Source organism: Ruania halotolerans, from assembly GCF_021049285.1.
Taxonomy (GTDB): domain Bacteria; phylum Actinomycetota; class Actinomycetes; order Actinomycetales; family Beutenbergiaceae; genus Ruania; species Ruania halotolerans.
In genome coordinates this window covers 2,661,475-2,682,136 of the sequence record NZ_CP088017.1, presented here as the reverse complement: position 1 = coordinate 2,682,136, position 20,662 = coordinate 2,661,475, and the positions used below count along the sequence as shown (strand labels likewise).

Annotated in this window: 17 protein-coding genes; 10 read left to right on the top strand and 7 right to left on the bottom strand. The window is 67.1% G+C overall.

Going from position 1 to position 20,662, the window contains the following annotated elements:
* Positions 1-27: 27 nt before the first annotated feature.
* Together dapA and LQF10_RS11890 are read left to right on the top strand one after the other, a co-directional pair.
* Positions 28-945 (top strand): 4-hydroxy-tetrahydrodipicolinate synthase, encoded by a 918-nt coding sequence (gene dapA, locus LQF10_RS11895; RefSeq protein WP_231064060.1) that lies wholly within the window; start codon positions 28-30, stop codon positions 943-945.
* Positions 942-2,627: a ribonuclease J gene (locus LQF10_RS11890; RefSeq protein WP_231064059.1), complete on the top strand. Its 1,686-nt coding sequence runs from the start codon at positions 942-944 to the stop codon at positions 2,625-2,627. The genes dapA and LQF10_RS11890 overlap by 4 nt, the downstream gene beginning before the upstream one ends.
* Here LQF10_RS11890 and LQF10_RS11885 read toward each other — a convergent pair.
* Positions 2,602-3,207, bottom strand: coding sequence for a TetR/AcrR family transcriptional regulator (locus LQF10_RS11885; RefSeq protein ID WP_231064058.1), 606 nt, complete (start codon positions 3,205-3,207; stop codon positions 2,602-2,604). The genes LQF10_RS11890 and LQF10_RS11885 overlap by 26 nt on opposite strands.
* An 89-nt stretch (positions 3,208-3,296) precedes the next feature.
* Here LQF10_RS11885 and LQF10_RS11880 point away from each other — a divergent pair, with 89 nt between their 5' ends.
* From LQF10_RS11880 to LQF10_RS11870, 3 genes are all read left to right on the top strand, one after another.
* Complete coding sequence (locus tag LQF10_RS11880; RefSeq protein WP_231064057.1) at positions 3,297-3,704, top strand: hypothetical protein; 408 nt, start codon at positions 3,297-3,299, stop codon at positions 3,702-3,704.
* Between the two features lie 89 nt (positions 3,705-3,793).
* Positions 3,794-4,414 carry a hypothetical protein gene (locus LQF10_RS11875; RefSeq protein ID WP_231064056.1) on the top strand — a complete coding sequence of 207 codons (621 nt, stop codon included), beginning with the start codon at positions 3,794-3,796 and terminating at the stop codon, positions 4,412-4,414.
* Between the two features lie 134 nt (positions 4,415-4,548).
* Positions 4,549-7,257, top strand: a complete 2,709-nt coding sequence (locus LQF10_RS11870; protein WP_231064055.1) for an FtsK/SpoIIIE family DNA translocase — start codon at positions 4,549-4,551, stop codon at positions 7,255-7,257.
* Between the two features lie 30 nt (positions 7,258-7,287).
* Here the strand turns inward: LQF10_RS11870 and LQF10_RS11865 are convergent, their stop codons facing one another.
* The gene (locus tag LQF10_RS11865; RefSeq protein WP_231064054.1) at positions 7,288-8,592 is read right to left on the bottom strand and encodes a CapA family protein; all 1,305 of its coding nucleotides are present in this window, start codon (positions 8,590-8,592) and stop codon (positions 7,288-7,290) included.
* Between the two features lie 98 nt (positions 8,593-8,690).
* Here LQF10_RS11865 and pgsA point away from each other — a divergent pair, with 98 nt between their 5' ends.
* The 3 genes from pgsA to LQF10_RS11850 all read left to right on the top strand — a co-directional run bounded on the left by pgsA (position 8,691) and on the right by LQF10_RS11850 (position 10,305).
* Positions 8,691-9,296, top strand: coding sequence for a CDP-diacylglycerol--glycerol-3-phosphate 3-phosphatidyltransferase (pgsA, locus tag LQF10_RS11860; RefSeq protein WP_290371086.1), 606 nt, complete (start codon positions 8,691-8,693; stop codon positions 9,294-9,296).
* Positions 9,297-9,313: 17 nt separating this feature from the next.
* Complete coding sequence (locus LQF10_RS11855) at positions 9,314-9,832, top strand: CinA family protein (RefSeq protein WP_290371085.1); 519 nt, start codon at positions 9,314-9,316, stop codon at positions 9,830-9,832.
* A 164-nt stretch (positions 9,833-9,996) separates the two neighbouring features.
* Positions 9,997-10,305 (top strand): helix-turn-helix domain-containing protein, encoded by a 309-nt coding sequence (locus tag LQF10_RS11850; RefSeq protein WP_231067318.1) that lies wholly within the window; start codon positions 9,997-9,999, stop codon positions 10,303-10,305.
* Between the two features lie 111 nt (positions 10,306-10,416).
* On the opposite strand, the gene LQF10_RS11845 is transcribed toward LQF10_RS11850, so the two are convergent.
* Both LQF10_RS11845 and LQF10_RS11840 read right to left on the bottom strand, forming a co-directional pair.
* A complete protein-coding gene (locus LQF10_RS11845; protein ID WP_231064052.1) occupies positions 10,417-11,196 on the bottom strand; it encodes a DNA-formamidopyrimidine glycosylase family protein in 780 nt (259 codons plus the stop codon).
* Between the two features lie 3 nt (positions 11,197-11,199).
* Positions 11,200-16,329 carry a DEAD/DEAH box helicase gene (locus tag LQF10_RS11840; protein ID WP_231064051.1) on the bottom strand — a complete coding sequence of 1,710 codons (5,130 nt, stop codon included), beginning with the start codon at positions 16,327-16,329 and terminating at the stop codon, positions 11,200-11,202.
* A 103-nt stretch (positions 16,330-16,432) separates the two neighbouring features.
* On the opposite strand from LQF10_RS11840, the gene LQF10_RS11835 reads away from it, so the two are divergent.
* On the top strand, positions 16,433-16,654 hold the full coding sequence (locus LQF10_RS11835) for a DUF3046 domain-containing protein (protein WP_231064050.1): 222 nt from the start codon (positions 16,433-16,435) through the stop codon (positions 16,652-16,654).
* Positions 16,655-16,746: 92 nt separating this feature from the next.
* Here LQF10_RS11835 and LQF10_RS11830 read toward each other — a convergent pair whose 3' ends face one another.
* The 3 genes from LQF10_RS11830 to LQF10_RS11820 all read right to left on the bottom strand — a co-directional run bounded on the left by LQF10_RS11830 (position 16,747) and on the right by LQF10_RS11820 (position 19,249).
* Complete coding sequence (locus LQF10_RS11830) at positions 16,747-17,079, bottom strand: hypothetical protein (protein WP_231064049.1); 333 nt, start codon at positions 17,077-17,079, stop codon at positions 16,747-16,749.
* Between the two features lie 632 nt (positions 17,080-17,711).
* Positions 17,712-18,920 (bottom strand): hypothetical protein, encoded by a 1,209-nt coding sequence (locus tag LQF10_RS11825; protein ID WP_231064048.1) that lies wholly within the window; start codon positions 18,918-18,920, stop codon positions 17,712-17,714.
* Positions 18,920-19,249, bottom strand: coding sequence for a PadR family transcriptional regulator (locus LQF10_RS11820; protein ID WP_231064047.1), 330 nt, complete (start codon positions 19,247-19,249; stop codon positions 18,920-18,922). The genes LQF10_RS11825 and LQF10_RS11820 overlap by 1 nt, the downstream gene beginning before the upstream one ends.
* A gap of 346 nt (positions 19,250-19,595) precedes the next feature.
* On the opposite strand from LQF10_RS11820, the gene recA reads away from it, so the two are divergent.
* On the top strand, positions 19,596-20,648 hold the full coding sequence (gene recA, locus LQF10_RS11815) for a recombinase RecA (RefSeq protein WP_231064046.1): 1,053 nt from the start codon (positions 19,596-19,598) through the stop codon (positions 20,646-20,648).
* Positions 20,649-20,662: the final 14 nt, after the last annotated feature.

The window sequence follows — 20,662 nt, the reverse complement described above, 5'->3', positions numbered from 1 at the left end:
AGGCACTGAGGCGGTAACGTCATCCCCATGTCCAGTTCGTCGCGTCCGCCGCGCACCTTCGGTTCCGTCAGCGTCGCCATGGTGACGCCGATGAAGCCGGACGGCACCATCGACATTTCGGCCTCGCGTCGACTGGCCCGGCACCTGGTGAACTCCGGTGCAGACGGTCTCGTGCTGAACGGGACCACGGGTGAATCACCGACGACGCATCAGCCGGAGAAGGACGAATTCGTCGCCGCGGTGGTCGATGAAGTGGGTGCCGAGGCGATGATCATCGGCGGTGCGGGTTCGAATGACACCGCGCACGCCGTGCGGATTGCCGAGGCTGCCGAGCGCACGGGCGTGCACGGCATCCTCGTCGTCTCCCCGTACTACAACCGCCCGTCACAAGAGGGCGTTTACCGGCACCTGCGCACCATCGTGGAGTCCACCAGCCTACCGGCGATGCTGTACGACATCCCCGGCCGGACCGGCGTGGCCATTGGGGACGAGATCCTCGACCGGCTCGCCGAACACCCGCAGATCCATGCGGTCAAAGACGCCACCGGGAACGTCGCGCAGGGCTTCGACAGGATGCGCCGGACCGGGCTCGAGTACTACTCCGGGGACGACAATCTCAACCTGGCCTGGCTCGTGCACGGCGCCTCCGGGCTCGTCTCGGTGGTCAGCCACCTGGAGGCGGGCCGGTACGCCGATCTCGTGCGGGCCGTCGACACCGGCGACCTGTACACCGCCCGCGACCTGTCTGCCCAGCTGGCCCCCGTCGTCGAGGCCATCATGGCCGGCGGCCAGGGAGCCGTCATGGCCAAGGCCGCCCTGCAGTTGCAAGGTCATCTCGCGCACCGCTCGGTGCGCTCACCGCTGGTTGAGGCCAACGCGGCCGAGATGGCCGATCTGCGCACCGCCCTGATCCTGCACGACCTACTCGAGGATGTCGATCGATGAGTCACCCGCACCCCGACCTGAAACTCCCCGCTCCGCTCACCCAGGGTGCCCTGCGCATCGTCCCGCTTGGCGGGCTCGGCGAGGTCGGGCGGAACATGACGGTGTTCGAGTTCGAGGGTCGTCTGCTGGTGATCGACTGCGGTGTGCTCTTTCCCGAGGACCATCAGCCCGGCGTCGACCTGATCCTGCCGGACTTCAGTTACATCGAAGACCGGATGGACCAGATCGAAGCAATCGTGCTGACGCACGGTCATGAGGACCACATCGGTGCCGTGCCTTACCTGCTGCGGATGCGGCAGGACATTCCGATCGTCGGATCCAAGCTGTCACTCGCGTTCATCGCCGCCAAACTCAAGGAGCACCGGATCAAGCCGGTGCTGCGCGAAGTGGCCGAGGGGCAACGACGGAAGTTCGGTGCCTTTGATCTCGAGTTCGTGGCGGTGAACCACTCGATCCCCGATGCGCTCGCGGTGGCAGTGCGCACTCCGGCCGGCATGGTCCTGCACACCGGTGACTTCAAGATGGACCAGTTGCCGCTGGACTCGCGCATCACCGATCTGCGCGCCTTCGCTCGCCTCGGCGAGGAGGGGGTGGACCTGTTCATGACCGACTCCACCAACGCCGAAGTGCCCGGGTTCACCACACCCGAGCGCGATATCGGACCAGTGCTGGACGGCGTGTTCGCTCAGGCCGAGGGTCGGATCGTGGTTGCGTCCTTCTCCTCCCACGTCCACCGTGTCCAGCAAGTGCTCGATGCGGCCCATGCGCACGGTCGTCGGGTCGCTCTGGTGGGCCGTTCCATGGTGCGGAACATGACCATCGCTTCAGAACTGGGCTACCTCACAGTTCCGGACGGAGTGCTGATCGACGTCAAGAAGATCGACGATCTCCCGGACGACCGGATGGTGCTGATGTGCACCGGATCCCAGGGGGAGCCGATGGCGGCACTCTCCCGGATCGCCAATCGCGACCACCGTGTCTCCGTTGGTCCGGGCGACACGGTGATCTTCGCCTCGTCGTTGATCCCGGGCAACGAGAACGCGGTGTTCCGGATCATCAACGGTCTGATCCGGCTCGGTGCGAAGGTCGTCCACCAGGCCAACGCCCGTGTACACGTCTCCGGCCACGCCTCGGCGGGCGAGCTGCTCTACTGCTACAACATCGTGCGACCGAAGAACGTCATGCCGGTGCACGGTGAGATCCGGCACCTGGTGGCGAACGGCGCGCTCGCGGTGAAGACCGGTGTGCCGCCGGAGCGGGTGGTGCTCGCCGAGGACGGCGTCGTGGTCGACCTCAAAGACGGAAAGGCAAGGATCGCCGGGGCGGTGCCCTGCGGATATGTCTACGTGGATGGTTCCTCCGTCGGCGGCGTCACCGAAGCAGAGCTCAAGGATCGACGCATTCTCGGTGAAGAGGGCTTCATCTCAATCTTCGTGGTGGTGGACTCCTCCACGGGCGCCGTGGTGGCCGGGCCCGAGTTGCACGTGCGCGGTGTCGCCGAAGGTGAGGAGAAGCTGGCCGAGATCGTCCCCGAGATCACCAAGGCGCTGAAGGAGGCTGCTGCCGGAGGTAATGCGGACGCCCGGCAGATGCAGCAGGTGGTGCGGCGCGTGGTGGGCCGTTACGCGTCGAGCCGGCTGCGGCGTCGGCCGATGATCATCCCGGTGGTTGTGGAGTCCTGACACCGGAGGTGCCAACCGCCCCTGGTGCACTGACTAATGCGGCGCGGTAGCGCGCCTCGTGTTCGTGCTCGTCACCGGGCAGCAGGCCGGCGAGTTCCAGGCTGACCAGTCCGTGAGCGAGTGCCCAGAGGCGGAGTGCTTCCGCCTGTGTACGGGTCTGGTCGACCCCAGGGTGTAGCCGGGCGACGGCCTCTGCCAGCACCACGAATGTGGGTTCGGCCATGCTGTCGGCACCAGAGCGGAACTCACCGGGCCCGAACATGATCCGGTAGAAGTGCGGGTCGGCACGTGCACTGCGCCGGTAGGCCATTCCCAATGCGAGGAGGTCTGCCCCCGGATTCGCGCTGCGCTCCACAGACCGCAGGTGCGCGGCGAACCGGCTGAAGCCTTCATCGACGACGGCACGGACGAGGTCGTCCCGCGCGCCGAACAACGTGTAGACGGCGGCCGTTGTCGTCTCGGCCTCGGCGGCGAGCTGGCGCAGGGAGAGTCCGCCCACGCCGTGGGTGGAGATCAGGTGCGAGGCGCGGTCGAGGAGCCGCCGTCGAACGGCGTCGTCGTATTGGCGAGGTCTGGCCACACAGGTGAGCGTACGGCCTTGACAGAGGTTTCGTCACACTGTTTGCTAACGCTGTTAGAGAACTCCCATCACGAGAAGTGAGCCCTGCCGTGCTGACCCTGTCGACTGATGCCCAGACCACCGCCGGAATCGTCCTGCTCGCCGCCGTGACCGTGACTTCCGGAGGTGCCTTCCTCGCCCGCGTCGCCTCCGGTCGTGTTCCGGCCACGGAGTTTCAACGGTCCTTCTATCGTGCCGGTCACGGTCATGCGGGCATCCTGATCGTGTTCGGTCTGGTATGTCTCTTGCTGGCGGAATCGACGGCACTCACTGGCTTCTGGCTCTGGCTCGCCCGGTCCGGTGTGCTGGTGGCGGCCATCATGATGCCGGCCGGATTCTTCCTCTCCGCGCTAGGCGAAGGGCGCACGTCGCCGAACCGGTGGGTGGGGCTGCTGGTGGCCGGAGCGGTACCGCTGGTCGCGGGGCTGGTGACCCTCGCCGTCGGACTGCTCGCCTGAGGTCACGATTCGATGAACACCGCTTCAGGGCTCCTACAGGGTGGTCGGTTGTGCAACGATCAGAGATCGATTCACCGGCAGGAGTGATCATGTTGCGTCGCGTGGTGGCGTTCTCATTGCTGGTGCTGACGCTGGCCGCATGTGCGCCGGACACCGGTACCGGCGATCAGGCCCACGAGACGATGACGGAGTCGGAGTCGGCGTCGCCGTCCGCCAGTGGCGAGGAGTCCGGCGGCGTGGTCGAGGAGCCGGTCCAGTCTTCAGAGCCCGAGCCAGAGCCAGTGGATCCGATGACTGGTCCGCAGACCTGTGGCACGGTCACCTCCACGAGCGGTGAGACGCTCACGGTGGAGATCGTCGCGGGGGACAGTGACTGTGCGTTCGCTGAGGACCTTCTCGATACCTACTACAACGACCCGCCCGCGATCCCGGAGGGAAGCGGTGCCTATCTGGCGATCGAGAACTGGGAGTGCAACTCCTCCTCGAGCCAGGATCCCGGTCGTTCGTCGACGTGCCGTCACCCGGACGGTGGTGAGATCGTGACGTTCCCGGGCGGGGGTGGTGAGGGTGGGAGTGACACCGAGTCAGGGGGATATTGCGAGCAGATTGACCAGCCGACGCTCGAGCAACTGTTCGACGACGGTGAGTTCGACGAGCAGGTGTGCGAGAGCTACATCGGCGGGGAGAACGCCGTCAGTCAGCAAGATTGAGCCTGCTGAAGGAGGGCGAACGACTTTTCGGTGCCTGACTGCGTGTCAGTTCCGCTCGTTCCACGCTGGACCTGGTTGAGTGGCTTGCGACAGGCCTGTCTCGGCATGCCTGATTGAGGAGGAACGAGACCACTATGGCGACCCGTACGACTTCCCCCGCACGGTCCGCCGCACCAGGACGCAAGAAGGGCGGGAGTGCCGCCAAGGCGCCCGCGTCGCGGCCGCGCGGAACCAGGAAACAACCGGCAAGGCCCGCACTGCCGATCAGGATCGTGCGTGGCCTGTGGATGGGTACGGCGCATGTGATCGGTGGTACGGCGCGGTCGATCGGATCTGGCGCCAAGGGACTTGACCCTGCCCACCGGCGGGACGGGTTCGCGTTCCTCCTGCTCGCGCTGGCCGTGATCGTCGCGGTCCGGGAGTGGTTCGGCCTCTCAGGTAATGCGGGGGACTGGGTACATGCCGCCGCCGCCGGCGGGGTCGGCGTGCTCGCCGTGGTGATCCCTGTCATCCTGATATTCCTCGCAATCCGGTTGATGCGTCACCCGGATCGTGGGGAGGTGAACGGTCGCATCACGATCGGCATCAGCGCGATCGTGGTGGCCGTATGTGGGTTGGTGCACGTGGCATCAGGATTGCCCGCTCCGCCGAACTGGTTCGACGTCTTTGGCGCCGGCGGTCTGATCGGCTGGGTCGCAGCCAACCCGCTCTCGGCTGCCCTGACAATCTGGGTCACCATCCCGCTCCTTGCCCTGCTCGGCTTCTTCGGACTGCTGGTGGTGACCGCCACGCCCGTCGCGTCGATCCCGGGCCGCTTCCGCCAGGGACTGGACTGGATCACCGGACGTGACATCGATGCCGATCTCGATGCCGACGGTGAGGAAGTTCGCGGGGACGATGAACCGGACGGCGGCGATCTTGCCGCGACCGCCGTCAGCAAGCGCCGCAAGCGAGCCCGGAAGGCCGAGCCTGGGACCGGAGCCGCCGTCGAACCGGGTGCCTTCCACGGAGACGAGGCATTCGAGCAGGCCGCGGAGCTCGCACCGGACGATACGGCCGTGCCGAAGCAGGAATCCGGCCATGGCGCACGGTCGGCAGCACCGACCGCCGATGCTCCCTCACCGGCGCCCGAGGAGCTGGCCGCCCCGCCGACGGAGGCTTTGCCTGCGCGGGCCGAGCAGCTCGTCCTCGATCCAGGCCTGACGTACACGCTCCCAGGTGATGAGGTACTGCTGCAGGGCCCGCCGCACAAGACTCGCTCGGCGGCCAATGACCGGGTGGTTGAGGCGCTCACGGCAGTGCTCACGGACTTCGGCGTCAACGCGGAGGTGACGGGATTCACCCGTGGCCCCACGGTGACCCGGTACGAGGTGGAGCTCGGTGCGGGTGTGAAGGTGGAGCGCGTCACTGCGCTGAGCAAGAACATCGCCTATGCGGTGGCCTCGGCCGATGTGCGGATCCTCTCCCCGATCCCGGGCAAGAAGGCGATCGGCATCGAGATCCCGAACGCGGACCGCGAGACGGTGGCGCTGGGCGACGTGCTGCGCTCCGGCCCGGCGCGGCGCACTGAGCACCCGATGGTGATGGGGGTCGGCAAGGACGTTGAGGGCGGCTATGTGGTGGCCAACTTGGCGAAGATGCCGCACATGCTGGTGGCCGGTGCCACCGGTGCCGGTAAGTCCTCGTTCGTGAACTCCATGATCACCTCGATCATGATGCGTGCCACGCCCGAGGAAGTGCGGATGGTGCTGGTGGACCCCAAGCGGGTTGAGCTGACCATCTATGAGGGCATCCCGCACCTGATCACCCCGATCATCACCAGCCCAAAGAAGGCCGCGGAAGCGCTGGAGTGGGTGGTGCGGGAGATGGACACCCGCTATGACGACCTTGCCGCGTTCGGCTACAAGCACATTGACGACTTCAACCAGGGCGTGCGCAGCGGCAAGGTGAAACCGTTGCCGGGCAGCGAACGAACGATCACCCCCTACCCATACCTGCTCGTCATCGTGGATGAACTCGCTGATCTGATGATGGTGGCGCCGCGGGATGTGGAAGCGTCGATTCAGCGGATCACCCAGCTCGCTCGGGCGGCGGGTATTCACCTGGTGCTCGCCACGCAGCGACCCAGCGTGGACGTGGTCACGGGTCTGATCAAGGCGAACGTCCCCTCGCGACTGGCGTTCGCCACCTCTTCGCTGGCTGACTCACGTGTGGTGCTGGACCAACCCGGGGCCGAGAAGCTGATCGGTCAGGGTGACGCGCTGTTCCTGCCCATGGGCGCGGCCAAGCCGATGCGTGTACAAGGAGCCTGGGTCACTGAGTCCGAGGTCCACGCAGTGGTGGACCACGTCAAGGCGCAGCTCAAGCCGAACTACCGCGAGGACGTCGTTGTCCCGCAGGTCAAGAAGCAGGTGGATGAGGACATTGGCGACGATCTCGACCTGCTCCTGCAGGCGGCCGAACTCGTGGTGACCACGCAGTTCGGTTCGACATCGATGCTGCAGCGCAAGTTGCGCGTCGGGTTCGCCAAGGCGGGCAGGCTGATGGACCTGCTCGAATCCCGGGAGATCGTCGGCCCGTCTGAGGGGTCGAAGGCCCGAGACGTACTCGTACAGCCGGACGATCTGCCCGCGACCCTGGCTGGCCTGCGCGGGGAGACTCCGCCGAGCGCCGCTGGTGACGCAGAACCGGACCCGGTCGCTGGAGGCGCGGACGTGGCGTACGACGACGTTCGCGCCAGCAGCGCCCGAGGGGCTTTCGGGGACAGCGATGACTACGGCGCGGTCTATTCCGAGGACGACGGTGATTCCGAGGATGCCTGGGCTCTCACCGATCGTTCCTGACGTCGATCGTTCCAGCCCGCCGCATCGGTCTCACGATCGAGGCACCACTTCCGGTTCCGGCCCTGTCGGTTCGGGGGCTTCGACGCGCTCGTCGAACTCGGCGCCGGTGGACTCGGCCATCACGGACTGAACACCATCGGCACGGGACTGGAGTTCGTTGGCCGAGAGAGTGAGAGCACTGGGCTGGTCACCGCTGATGAGTTCGGCGAGCGGGTACACCCGCTGTCCGCCTTCGCGATCGACAGTGGTCGGCGTCCATTCCACTCCGGTGACTCGAGCGGGGCCGTCCGCAGGCTTGACGACGGTGGCTGTCATGAACAGCCCGGTGGCCGTCTGCGGTACGCAACAGGCATCGTCCTGGTTGGAGATGAAGTTTCCGAGCGAATAGGCGACCCACATGCCAGAACCGTCGGGGCCGCCGTCGAGCAGGGCGAACGGCTGCGGAACGTGTGGATGGTTTCCGATCACCAGGTCCACCTGCCCGGACTCGGCGAGCGCCTGCGCCAGCTCGGTCTGCTCAGAGTTCGGGCTGTTCTGGTACTCGACGCCCCAGTGCAAGGTGGCCACCACCAGGTCGGCGCCGGCGTCCCGCGCCTGCCGTGCCTGGCTGATCAGAGATTCGGCATCCAAGAGCGTGACCGACCAGGGTGCATCGGCCGGGATCGGGAGACCGTTGGTACCGTACGTGCCGCCGATCTGGGCCACGGTGATCTGTTGTCCGGCGCGGTCGAGGCGGTAGAGCTGCGGCGTATCCGCCTCATCCTGACTGCGGGCGGAGCCGGCGTGGCCGAGGCCGACGTCATCGAAGACGTCCAGGGTGTAGGCGAGATTGTCCGGTCCGCGGTCCAGGGAGTGGTTGGTGCCGGTGGAGCATCCATCCCATCCGAGATCGGCGAGATTCCCCGGGAGTTCCCCAGGAGCTCCGAAGAGCGGATATCCACTCGGCTCCTCCTCTGGGAGGGCGAGCGGCACCTCCATATTGCACAGGGCGAGGTCCACACCAGCACTCCAAGGCCGTGTGGCTTCGAGCATCGGTGTGAAGTCGTATCCAGAGTCGGTGCGAGCGACCCGGATCGGAGTGTCATGCGGGAGCACATCTCCGGCGGCGCCGATCGTGAAGACGGCGTCCTCGGAGGGCTCCTGGCTGGGCGTCGCATCCTCGGTCGGGGGCTCAGTACTGGGTTCTCCGGTGACTGTGCCGGTGCCCGTCGGATCCGCGTTCTCCTCCGTGCTCGCCCGATGCACCACAGCGCCGAGCGCTGCAGTCAGGGCGATCAGGACGACGAGAGTGAGGACGGCGGGCAGCACCCAGGTGCGCCGGCGGCGTGGTGACATGGCAGGAGGGTAGTGGACGCGGCTCGGCGCTTTCGTGCGTGTCCAGACCTCGTCGGAGTGGGTCTGCCGATCGGTGCCGATTCCCCTAGTCTGGGTGGGTGACGAGCAACGCTGAATCGCCGCTGACGCACTCGCCATCGCAGGTGTGGAACCTGCCGAACGCGCTCACCATGCTGCGGGTGGTGCTGGTGCCTGTCTTTGTGCTGCTTCTCTGGCAGGACAGCGCCGGTACCCAAGTGGGGGCGCTCGGGGTGTTCATTGCCGCGGCGATCACGGATAAGCTCGACGGCTCGATCGCACGCAGCCGCGGAATCGTCACCAACTTCGGCAAGATCGCCGATCCGTTCGCCGACAAGCTCCTCACCGGTTCGGCGTTCGTGATGCTGTCTGTCCTCGGGGTGATCCCGTGGTGGGTGACCATCGTGATCCTCGTTCGCGAAGTGGGAATCACCATTCTGCGGTTTGTGATGGTGCGCCGTTCGGTGATGGCAGCCTCCAACGGCGGCAAGTTGAAGACGGTGCTGCAGATCGTGGCCATCTGTTTGCTCCTCCTTCCGGCGGCGGCCCTGTTCGGCTCCCCGCTCGGAGAGATTGTCCTCGTGACGGGGCTGGTGGTGCTGTACGTGGCGGCCGCGGTGACGGTGGTGACGGGCCTGGACTATTGCTGGCGGGCGTGGCGCATCGTGCGTGATCAGCGGCCATGAGTTCAGGGCGCAACGCCGTGCCCGCGTCTTCTTCCACGATCGCGACCCGGTCGGTGATCATCCGAGCCCGTATGGCGGGGCTCACGGTGGCAGTGGCGGAGTCACTCACCGCTGGCGCGGTGGCCGCGAGACTGGCCGATCCGCCTGGCGCATCCATGGTTCTCGTCGGTGGGGTGGTGGCGTATGCGACGGCTGTGAAGGAGGACGTCTTGGGCGTGGACCGGGGTCTACTCGCCGAGTGTGGCCCCGTGAATCCGGATGTGGCCCTGCAGATGGCCGACGGCGTCCGCCGCTTGCTCGGGGCCGACGTTGGGGTGGCCACGACCGGTGTGGCCGGACCCGGGCCGGCCGACGGTCAACCGGCCGGGACCGTGTTCGTGGCCGCCGTCGCCTCGCGAGGCGCAGCGACAGGCATCGAGTACAGCCAGGTGCGTGGGTACCAGCTTGCGGGGCCCCGCTCGATGGTGCGCCAGGCCACCTGTGGGTTGGCCCTAGCCGCACTCGCGGGAGTACTGGAGCGGGTGCCTCGAGTGTGAGGCGTTCCACAATCCGCGGCGGCTGCACCGTGGGTCTCGACGGAACAGATCGCTGACGGTGGGCGTTATACCCGGTGATGAGACACTCTGAGCACGCCGGTGTCAGTGCACCGGGGTACGGTAAGACAGTAGCGATGATGACGGAGCGAGAGGAGGGACGCACCATGGTGGTTCTACGACGAGAGATCGGTGATGTCCTTCGGGGCGCCCGTCAGGGGCAGGGTCGTACCCTGCGTGAGGTGTCGTCGGCGGCGCGAGTCTCCCTCGGCTACCTCTCCGAGGTGGAGCGCGGGCAGAAGGAAGCCTCTTCGGAGCTACTCTTCTCCATCTGTGAGGCCCTGAACATTCCGCTCTCCGTGGTTCTGCGTGAGGTTTCGGACCGCGTGGCACTCGCTGAGGGCGTCGCGATTCCGGACACGATCCCAGCGGACTTCCTCAGTCAATTCGGCCACGAGGACCTCGCGACCGTCTGAGTCCTGCGAACCCGCTGATCAGCACCATGCGAAGGGGCACCGTCGGAGCGGCGGTGCCCCTTTCGCATGGCACGGGCCAGGAGTCGTCGCGTGTGGCACGCGTCGCATGGCTCAGTCCACCTGACATGTAGGGCAGTGGAAAGCCGGCCGGTCATAGGGCGCTTCCTCAACGGGTGCGACCGCGATCACGTCGCCGCAGCGTAGACACACCAGCCCGGCGCGCCCGTGCACGTAGGTGGGCTGATCGCGCGCACCCGTGGCGGTCAGCGTTGGCGCGTCCGCGGAGCGCCGCATCAGCGCCGCTGCGGTCACGAAAAGGGCCTGCGGGTCGGGCACGGCCCGAGCGGGGCGCCAAGGGCTGATCTGGTGCCGCCACAGCGTTTCGGCGAGGTAGATGGTGCCGATGCCTGCCGCCACCCTCTGGTCGAGTAACACGGCACCGATTGCTCGTTCGCCCTGCGCACGACAGTTCTCGGCCGCGGTGCCGGTGTCGACGTCGTCGGCCATCAGGTTGGGGCCGAGGTGGCGCAGCAGGGTGGGCTCGTCTCGCGTCCGTAGGAGATCCAGCATGCCGAGGTGATCGCCCACGCAGGTCCAGGCGCTGGTGGCGATCACGGCACGAGTCATCGGACGTCGGAGCGGCTCCGGAGGAGTCATCGTGCGCCGCACCAGCCACCGACCATCCATTCGCAAATGACTGCGCATCGTGCGACCGTCATCGAACCTGGTGAGCAGATGCTTGCCATAGCAGACAGTTCCGAGGCTGCGCCGCCCCACGAGTTCGGCCCCGGAGACATCCGGCCAGCGTAGGTCGGCTCGGACCAGTGGCCCGTCCGCTAGGGCGGTAGTGAGCCGGCGTGCCACCCGCAGCAGCACATCTCCCTCGGGCATCGCTCAACGCCTCCGGATGCGTAACCCGCTCGGCGTCGCCAGAAAGCCAGCCGCCAGCAGCGCCTCGGCGGCCGGTGAGGACGAGCCGAGGGCAGCGCCGCCATCCACCTTCGCCACTGTGAAGCGCCCGAGGGTGCCAGCCATGGCCGCGCGCACGAGTTCGGCGGCTGCCGCATCCAGTGGCCGGCGATCCCGGGTGAAACTGAGGACTGACCGTGCTCCGCGTTCCAGATAGAGCACGGGCACACCGGCCACGAGCACCACGCTGGCACCGACTTTTCGCCCTGGGCGATGCGCAGAGGACGCTTCGGCCAGGCCCACCGGTTCGGGCCAGGTGAGTGCCGCGCCGTATGGATTCGCTGGATCGGTCGCCGCGAGGAGCAGTGTGGTGTCGGTGTCTGGGTGGGTGTGGGGCCCAACGGGCTCGCTCCCGGCGCCGCGGAGGCGTTCCACGGCGTCGCCGAGCGCGAACTGTGCGGCACCGAGTCCTTCCACGAAGTAGCCGCGGCGCACCTGTCCGTTCTCCTCCAGCGTGGCCAAGGCTCGATACGCAGTACCGAACCCGCCAGGAACGGCAAGGGCGGCACTGCCACGAGTGACCAATCCATCTCGGTCGAGCAACGCCAGCGCGGCGAACGTGGCGCGGCGGCCGGCGTCGGATCGGTCGACCACTGCCGACCAGCGCCCCACGGCTGTGTCGGGCACCGGGAGAGCCGGCCGCATCGTGCGCAACGACCTACCCCGGGGCCTGGCGCGTCTGGTGGTGCGAGTCCCAGGCCGAGGTTTGGCGCCCAGCCGAGCGCGAAGTGGGGCGAGGCTGTCGTTCGTGGCCCTGCCGTCCCATACACACTCCCACAGAGCCGTGAGGATGTCCTCCGCCGACGGCGCTGCGCCGTCCCGACGGACTGGACTCAGTGGGTCCGCTGTGCCCGGTCGGTTCACTGGACCCGCGGCGTCAGTTTCGATTGTGGCGCCCGGTGCTTCGGAAGCCACTGGTGGGTGCCCGGCTCCTGGCGGCGCTGCCGTATCTGGCGTACCCATCTGGACCGCCGGGGCCGTCGGCTCGCGGTCGGTCCAGGCCTCGCGCACCGCGGCTACCACGTCGCGGAAGAACAGCCCACCGCCGTGGGAGAGCACATCCAGGACGGCCTGGTGCACGGGCGTCGTCACCGGGTGCTCGGTGGCCGGGGCGAGGTCGGCGACCGTATCGACAGGAAGGAGCGCGACGAAACCGTCGGCGCCTGGCCCGGAGCCCGCTCCGACCCAGACCACCTCACCGGATGTGGTGAGTTCGTCGAGCATGTCCGGGGTGTAGTCGGACACTCGCGCGGGGAGCACCAGGGACTCCCATGCGGACGCAGCCACCGGCGTCCCCGCGAGTTGGTCGATAGCGGTCAAGACACCGTCCACTCCACGTAGTGAGCGGACCTGGTGCCAGCGTGGCAGGTAGATTCCGAATCGCTCCGGGGGTACCGCTTCGACTTCGGCGCGTAGCGCGGCCAGCGAGCGGCGACGGATGCGGCGCAGCACGTCGGCGTCGCAGTAGTCGGGGCCGGTCATGGCGAGGCTGGCTGCCGAATGAGTCTCCTGGGGGCGCAGGGTGCCAGCGGTGACCGCACCGCGCCGAACGAGCTCGGTCAGTACGGGTGTCACCGTGGCTACCCCGAGTCCGTACCACTGCGCGAGTTGCCCGGCGCGAAACGGTCCGTGCGCGCGTGCATACCGTCGAACCAGGTCCTCCAGTGCTCGCGGGACCGGTGCGGTGAGCGCCTCGGGAAGTCCGGTGGGAAGTGCTGTGCCCAGGGCGTCGCGCAGGCGCCCGGCATCTTCGAGCACCGCCCAGCGGAGTTCGCCTGAGACTCGCACCGGCAGAATCCGGCGGCGCTCGTGCAACTCGGAGAGCCAAGCCGGTACCGCGCTGGCCTCGATCGATCGGAGCGTCAGGCCCTCGTCATCGAGGGGTCCGAGCCTGCGGATCAGTTCCAGCAGGCTCTCCGGATCGCGTGCGAGCGAGGATTCGGTCCGCCACCCGACCTCTGCCTCCACCGAGGCCAGAGCCTCCGGGTCCAAGAGATCCGCGATCTCGGCACCGTCACCGAGGAGGTCGGCGAGGAGGTCAGCGTCGAGGGTGAGTGCCGCGGCCCGGCGCTCCGCGAGCGGAGTGTCCTCGCCGTAGAGGAATTGCGCCACGTACCCGAACAGCAATGACTGGGCGAATGGGGACGGTGTCGGCGTGCTCACCTCCACCACGTGTATGTCCCGTCCTCGCACTCTTCGCATCAGATCAATGAGCGCGCCCACGTCGTAGTCGTCCTGCAGGCACTCGCGCACCGCTTCGAGCACCACGGGGAAGTCACCGTAGTCTGCCGCGACGGCCAGCAGTTGGGCACTGCGTTGACGTTGCTGCCACAACGGTTGCCGCCGGTCGGGGCGGCGCGGAGGGAGCAGGAGGGAGCGGGCGGCGGCCTCCCGGAACCGTGCAGCGAAATGCGCCGAACCGGACAACGCCGCCATCGCGTCGGCCTCGATCCGATCGGGGTCGAGCAGCAGATCCTCGAGGGTGAGCTCGCCGGCTGCGCGTGGCTGCTCGGGCCCCCCGTCCGCCGGGGCGTGCTGGCCGCCACCGGCGGGCCCGTACGGGTCGCCGCCCCAAGCCCAGGCGGCGTCAGTGTCCGGCAATCGCAGCACAATGCCGTCGTCGGCGTGCATCGCCGAGACGTCCATTCCGAACTGCTCACGCAGGCGTGCCGTGAGAATGAGAGCCCAGGGGGCATGCACCTCGGCGCCATAGGGGGAGTGGATCACAACCCGCCAGTCGCCGAGCTCGTCCCGGAAGCGTTCCACCACGAGTGTGCGATCGGTGCTGAGTCGTCCGGTGGCTCTCTCTTGGTCGCGCAGGTAGGCGAGGAGATTCTCGGCGGCCCAGTCGTCCAACCCCCAGGACTCCACGGACTCGGCACTCAGTCCGCTCTCGGCGAGTTCGCGCATCATCGCCCCGATCGCCTGGCCCAGTTCGGCGGGGCGGCCGGGGCGGTCTCCCTTCCAGAACGGCAGCCGACCGGGCAAGCCGGGGGCGGGGGAGACGAGCACGCGATCGGGCGTGATGTCCTCGATGCGCCACGTGCTGGACCCGAGGGTGAATGTGTCGCCCACGCGGGATTCGTACACCATCTCCTCGTCGAGCTCACCCACTCGTTTGCCACCGCGCGCAGATGCCTGCTCGCCCACCACGTACACCCCGTAGAGGCCACGATCCGGGATGGTGCCGCCGCTCGTCGCGGCAAGCCGGAGCGTCCCGGGTCGTCCAGTCACTGTGCCGGCCACCCGGTCCCAGACCAGGCGGGGGCGTAACTCCGCAAACTCCTCGCTGGGGTAGCGGCCGGCGAGCATGTCCAGCACTGCCGTCAGGACACGCTCGGAGAGGCCGTCGAATGACGCCGCCCGGCGCACCAAGGCTGCGAGTTCATGGACGTCCCAGGTCTCCTGCGCACACATGGCCACGATCTGCTGGGCGAGCACGTCCAAGGGGTTAGTGGGGACGTGCACCGCTTCGATCGCTCCCGCCCGCGCGCGGACCGCGGTGGTGGCCGCCGCGAGGAGGTCACCTCGATGGGTGGGGAGCACCACACCGTGGGAAAGGGCTCCGACATGGTGTCCGGCTCGTCCGATCCGCTGCAGGGCGCTGGCCACAGACGGTGGCGCACCCACCTGAACCACCAGGTCGACGGCGCCCATGTCGATCCCGAGTTCGAGAGAGCTGGTGGCTACCACCGCCGGCAGCGTCCCGTTCTTCAGAGCCGTCTCCGTGGCTGTGCGTTCGTCGCGGCTCATAGACCCGTGATGCGGTCGGGCGATGATCGCCTCCGCGGGCAGTTCCGGGGACCGAGGCAGTGAGGTGCCGGATTGAGCGGGAATCTCTGCGGCCCACGCCGATCCCGGATCGAGATCGCTGCCGAGGCCCAGGCGTTCGGCGTAGCACTCGTTGATCCGCGCTGCGAGGCGCTCGGCACCGCGGCGAGAGTTCGTAAACACGATCGTCGAGGTGTGGCTCGTGATGAGGTCCACCACGCGTTCGGTCACATGCGGCCAGATCGATCCGCGGTCCGTTGCGGAGCCCCCTGACGGTGCCGGGCGGGTGCGTCCCTCGGGCACCATCCCGGCCGCGTCACCGCTGAGGTCGGGCTCGATGGAGTGTGCGTCAGTTCCGGCCGAAGCAGACGCACCGGCACCTCCGGAGGCACCGGAACTGTCGGTGCCGGTACTGCTGAAAGCATCGGAAGCTTCAGCACCGACGTCCCTGGAAGCACCCGCAGCACCCGCAGTGGCTGCGGTACCGGTAGCACCGATGACGCGAGTGGACCCAGGGAGGTCGGCGAGATCTGGTACGGGGACCACCACATCCACCTGGAGCTGTTTGGCTACTCGAGGCTGGACGGTACGAACAGGCCGGCCGCCGTCATCGATCGATCGCATACCGCACAAGTAGGTGGCTACTGCTTCGGCGGGCCGGACAGTGGCTGAGAGCCCGATCCGCTGCGCTGGCCGCTCAAGGAGTGCGTCGAGGCGCTCCAAGGAGAGCGCCAGATGCGCACCTCGCTTGTTTCCCGCGAGAGCGTGCACCTCATCGACGATCACGGCCTCCACGCCCCGCAGGCCCTCTCGCGCGGATGAGGTGAGCATGAGGAACAGTGACTCCGGCGTGGTAATCAGGATGTCCGGTGGTTTGGTCGCGAACGAACGGCGTTCCGCGGCCGGGGTGTCACCGGTGCGAACACCCACCTGCACATCGTTGACCGACGTGCCGGACGCCGTCGCCGCCTGCGTGACGCCGACGAGCGGGGAGCGCAGGTTCCGTTCGACGTCTGCCGCCAACGCCTTCAGTGGGGAGACGTACAACACCCGACATCGGCGTGCCCGCTCGCTCGGCTGCTCCTCGGTGAGCAGCCTGTCCAAGGCGGAGAGGAAGGCGGCAAGGGTCTTGCCTGAGCCGGTGGGGGCCACGACGAGCGCGTGCTCCCCGGAGGCGATTGCCTCCCATGCACCGATCTGGGCGTCGGTGGGTGCTTCGAAGGCACGGCTGAACCAGGTGCGGGTCGGTTCGCTGAACCGTGTGAGTACAGCCGATGTGGTCACGCAGCCATTGTGCCGTGACGTACTGACATCGGTCGGACCGGTGCGCACGTGAACCGCGAGTCAGGTGCGAGGTGGTGCCCAGGTCTCGCCGTAGGGTAGTTGGGTGAAGCACTCCGAGTTCCGAGTCGCGATGGATGACATCTTCGGTGCGTATGCCCCCTCGCTCGCTGAGGACCTCGTGCTGGCGCCGCTGGGCAGCCGGACCGCAAACCAGGCGCTCGCGGATGGGGAATCGCCCGGTGCAGTGTGGGCGGCGATCTGTGAGGTGAACGAGCTGCCCGAGTCAGTGCGGTGGCACCACCGGCAGGCCGAGCACAAGCGTTGAGCGCTTCGACCGCGCAGCTCAGCCCAGTGACTGGTTTCGTCGATCAGCTGAGCGGTCCGGCCGTTGTCCGGGCCAGGACCTGATCCTGCGGCTTAGAACGGCGGACCGGGATCGCAGTCGTCCATGCTTGCCATCGGGGCATCACCCGCTCCGATCGTTCGCGCAGCGGTTGCCGCCGTCTCCAGCGCATCCCTTCGCACGGTCTGGCTTTCCCGTGGGCCACGGTCGGTCGGCCCCGGCAGGATGGTGGCCCTCGGAGGCCCGCAGTGACTGAGCAGGACCGTGGAGCCGTCGCGTTCACGCCGGTACCGATGTCCGCTGGGAGTGCGCCACTCGAAGATGCCCGGCTCCACCTGCTCCACGGTGAAATTGCCGTGAGTTTTGAGCAGATGGTCACGGATGCACAGCGATCCGAGGTTGGTCACGCCCGTGCTTCCTCCACTGACATGTCGCTGTGGGTCACGCCATTCCCTGGTGTGATCGCGCTGGCACGAGCTGGATCGATGGCCGCAGCCCGGTCGTACGCACATGGGGTCACGGGCACGCACATGCTCTGCGATCGCTGATGTGGGCCGATATCGGGTTCGGCCCACATCCAGGACCGCTCCGGTGACCGGATCGGTGACCACCCGCTGCCATACGCCGCCTGTTGCCAGCGCACGGGCCGTCGTCGGGGTAATCGGGCCGTACCCGCTCAGCGTGGGCGCAGAACCGATCGACCGCTCTGATGCGCTGCGTCCTTCGGCCCTGGCTTGCGCGACCTGGGGTGCGGCAGAGTCGCGTGTCCTACTGTTCGCACCTGTGGCCGCGACCGGCTCTACCGCCGGAGGTACGAGATCGCTCAGACTCACCTGAACGTGGATCTCTGGGCGCCGCCCGTTCTCAGGCGCGAGTGGGCTCAATCTCGGCCGGGCCGAGGTGACCGGTGGCCAGGGCGTGCCCGCCCAGGGTTGCGAGGCAGGTCTACCTAGGGCATCCGCGCACGAGAGGTGTGTTGCTTGTTCAGACCGGCGGCGATGACCCCTCCCGTCACCGCCGCCGGTGCTTGTAGACCGACTCAGTCGGTGGCTGTTTCTTCAGGAGAGCTCTCCTGGTCCGACGGCGCGGACTCTTGGGAGCCGCCGTCCGGGTCGCCCGATGTCTGCGGAACCGCGCCGGAGTCGTTCTCCGGCTCTCCTCCGGCTTCCGGCAACGGGAAGAGCGAGGGCGCGGGCCATTGCGGCTGCCTCACTTCGTTCTCGTCCCAGCTCCAGGAGCCGTCCGCCTCCAGGGTGAGTTGTGACGGTGAGATCGTGCTGTACGGGAAGACGTTCAGCGCGGCACTGTCCTGCAATGCCGCGAGGGGGACGCCTGAGATCGGAGTTCCGGCTTCATCGTCCTGCCAGGTCTCCCAGTCACCCCCCTCAGGTTGGAGGATGATCGGATTTCCCTCGGAGTCCACCAGCCGCACGTTCTCCAGCGGTTGACCGTCTGCGTCATAGGCGAAGAGGTTGTCGACACGAGTTCCGTCGGCATAGACCCCCGACGCAGGGGCGGTCGTATCGCGGGAGTTGAGGCCATCGTGGTATCCGTCGCTGTATCCGGCGGCCCGCGCAGCGTCGTCGCGGTAGGACGCTTCTGCTGAGACTGCGACCACGATCGGAACGAAGAACAACAGCACCAAGAAACTGATGGCATATCCCCAACGACGTGAGTGCCGCCCCTGTCCGATCACACCACGCCCCCACTGCACGCTGAGGACGATCAACCCGATCAAGACGAACCAGAAGGCACCGTCGGGCGTCGCGTCCCACCCCTGACCGAACAGCAAACTCGCGATCATGTACACAAGCCAGCCGCGCAGTACCCACCACACCGGCCGCAGATCACGGCTCATCGGTGCGATCACCCTCAAGGCTCCGTGGCGTGAGACGAAGCCCGACCATCTCTCACCGAGCGAGCGGACGCCCTCGGCCATCGCCTGGGCGAGGGTGCGACGCCCTGAGCGGCTTGGCTCCGGTGGTGCGATACCGGCCGCGTCGCGCATCTCTGCGGCGTACGCGCCCGGATCGCCGAACCGGCGAGCCATGTCTGCCGGTGTCAGCCGCGCGAGCTCCTCAGGCGGCAACCGGTCGGCGAGTGAGTCGGTCAGGTCAGCCTCGAGGCCGCCGGTGAGCTCATCGAGGATCTCCGGCTGGAGATCGTTCAGGTGCTCGCGTACCGCACGGGCGTAGGCCCCGACGGCGTTCGTCGCCCCGGTCTCAGTGGTGTCGGTGGTCGTGGACATCAGGATGCCTCCGCCAGGTCGAGAAGATCGGTCATCGTGCGGTTGAACTCACGCCACTGCTTGGACTGAAGCTCCAATGAGGCTCGTCCTTGAGCAGTGATCCCGTAGTACTTGCGATGCGGCCCCTCCTCAGAGGGAACGACGTAACTGGTCAACGCGCCCGAGGCATAGAGGCGCCGTAGTGTGCCGTACACCGAGGCGTCACCGACCTCGGTGAGTCCACTGGCGCGTAGACGCCTCAGCACGTCATAGCCGTATCCGTCTTCGCGAGAGATCACGGCGAGCACTGCGACGTCGAGCACTCCTCTCAGCAGTTGTGTGGTGTCCATCTGAGCCCCTTCGTTGGTGGGGAGCGCGCCCGCTTCCCAGGTGATTCCCCGTTTGTTGTTCGCACACTACAACGCGTAGCGGAGTACTGCGCGAAGAACTAGGCGTAATCGTTCGGCGTGTCGGGCGCGCCGGTCCTGGCATAGAACAACTGTTCGCCTACTCTGTACACAGACGTAAGGACGGTGCGCCGTCGTCCACACCCAGTGGCCGAGGCAAAATCCGGATGTCGGTGGTCGGACATAGCCTGCGTTCGAGGTTGCCGCCCGGAGAGGGCGGGTCCCTGAAAAGACCGGCCCCATCCGAGAACGAGGCGGATCACCGCCTACCAGACGAAGAAGGTGAACCATGGCTGCTCCAGTGGCAGATCGCAGCAAGGCACTCGATGCCGCGCTTGCGCAGATCGATCGAAACTTCGGCAAGGGTTCGGTGATGCGCCTCGGGGACGACACGCGCCCTCCGGTCGCGGTCATCCCCACGGGATCCATTGCGCTCGACGTTGCCCTCGGCGTCGGCGGATTGCCGCGCGGACGCGTCATCGAGATCTACGGACCGGAATCCTCCGGTAAGACCACGGTGGCCCTGCATGCCGTGGCGAATGCGCAGAAGAACGGCGGGATCGCCGCCTTCATCGACGCCGAGCACGCGCTCGACCCGGAGTATGCGAAGAAGCTCGGTGTGGACACCGACGCGCTGCTGGTCTCCCAGCCGGACACCGGCGAGCAGGCCCTGGAGATCATGGACATGCTGATCCGTTCCGGCGCGTTGGATATCGTCGTGATCGACTCCGTGGCGGCGCTCGTGCCGAAGGCGGAGATCGAGGGCGAGATGGGCGACAGCCACGTCGGCCTGCAGGCCCGGTTGATGTCGCAGGCATTGCGCAAGATCACCGGTGCGTTGAGCTCCTCGGGCACCACGGCGATCTTCATCAACCAGCTCCGCGAGAAGATCGGTGTGTTCTTCGGCTCACCGGAGACGACCACGGGCGGTAAGGCCCTCAAGTTCTACTCCTCGGTACGTATCGACGTGCGCCGGATCGAGACCCTCAAGGAGGGCACCGACTCGGTGGGTAACCGCACCCGCGCGAAGATCGTGAAGAACAAGATGGCCCCGCCGTTCAAGCAGGCCGAGTTCGACATCATCTACGGCGTGGGAATCTCTCGCGAGGGCAGCCTGATCGACCTTGGTGTGGAGAACGGCATCGTGCGCAAGTCCGGTGCCTGGTACACCTACGAAGGTGACCAGCTCGGACAGGGTAAGGAGAATTCTCGCCGGTTCCTCAAGGACAACCCCGAGTTGGCCGTGGAGATCGAGGAGAAGATCAAGACCAAGCTTGGCATCGGCGTGAAGCTGGAGGCCGTTCCGGAGGCTGGCGAGGCCGCGGAGGCAGTCGACTTCTAAGTCCCGAGGTGCCG

Coding starts and splice junctions, on each gene's coding strand:
- LQF10_RS11825 (WP_231064048.1), bottom strand. CDS start 18,920: ATGTCCACGACCACCGACACCACTGAGACCGGGGCGACGAACGCCGTC.
- LQF10_RS11850 (WP_231067318.1), top strand. CDS start 9,997: ATGGTGGTTCTACGACGAGAGATCGGTGATGTCCTTCGGGGCGCCCGT.
- LQF10_RS11890 (WP_231064059.1), top strand. CDS start 942: ATGAGTCACCCGCACCCCGACCTGAAACTCCCCGCTCCGCTCACCCAG.
- LQF10_RS11820 (WP_231064047.1), bottom strand. CDS start 19,249: ATGGACACCACACAACTGCTGAGAGGAGTGCTCGACGTCGCAGTGCTC.
- LQF10_RS11865 (WP_231064054.1), bottom strand. CDS start 8,592: ATGTCACCACGCCGCCGGCGCACCTGGGTGCTGCCCGCCGTCCTCACT.
- LQF10_RS11870 (WP_231064055.1), top strand. CDS start 4,549: ATGGCGACCCGTACGACTTCCCCCGCACGGTCCGCCGCACCAGGACGC.
- dapA (WP_231064060.1), top strand. CDS start 28: ATGTCCAGTTCGTCGCGTCCGCCGCGCACCTTCGGTTCCGTCAGCGTC.
- recA (WP_231064046.1), top strand. CDS start 19,596: ATGGCTGCTCCAGTGGCAGATCGCAGCAAGGCACTCGATGCCGCGCTT.
- LQF10_RS11845 (WP_231064052.1), bottom strand. CDS start 11,196: ATGCCCGAGGGAGATGTGCTGCTGCGGGTGGCACGCCGGCTCACTACC.
- LQF10_RS11875 (WP_231064056.1), top strand. CDS start 3,794: ATGTTGCGTCGCGTGGTGGCGTTCTCATTGCTGGTGCTGACGCTGGCC.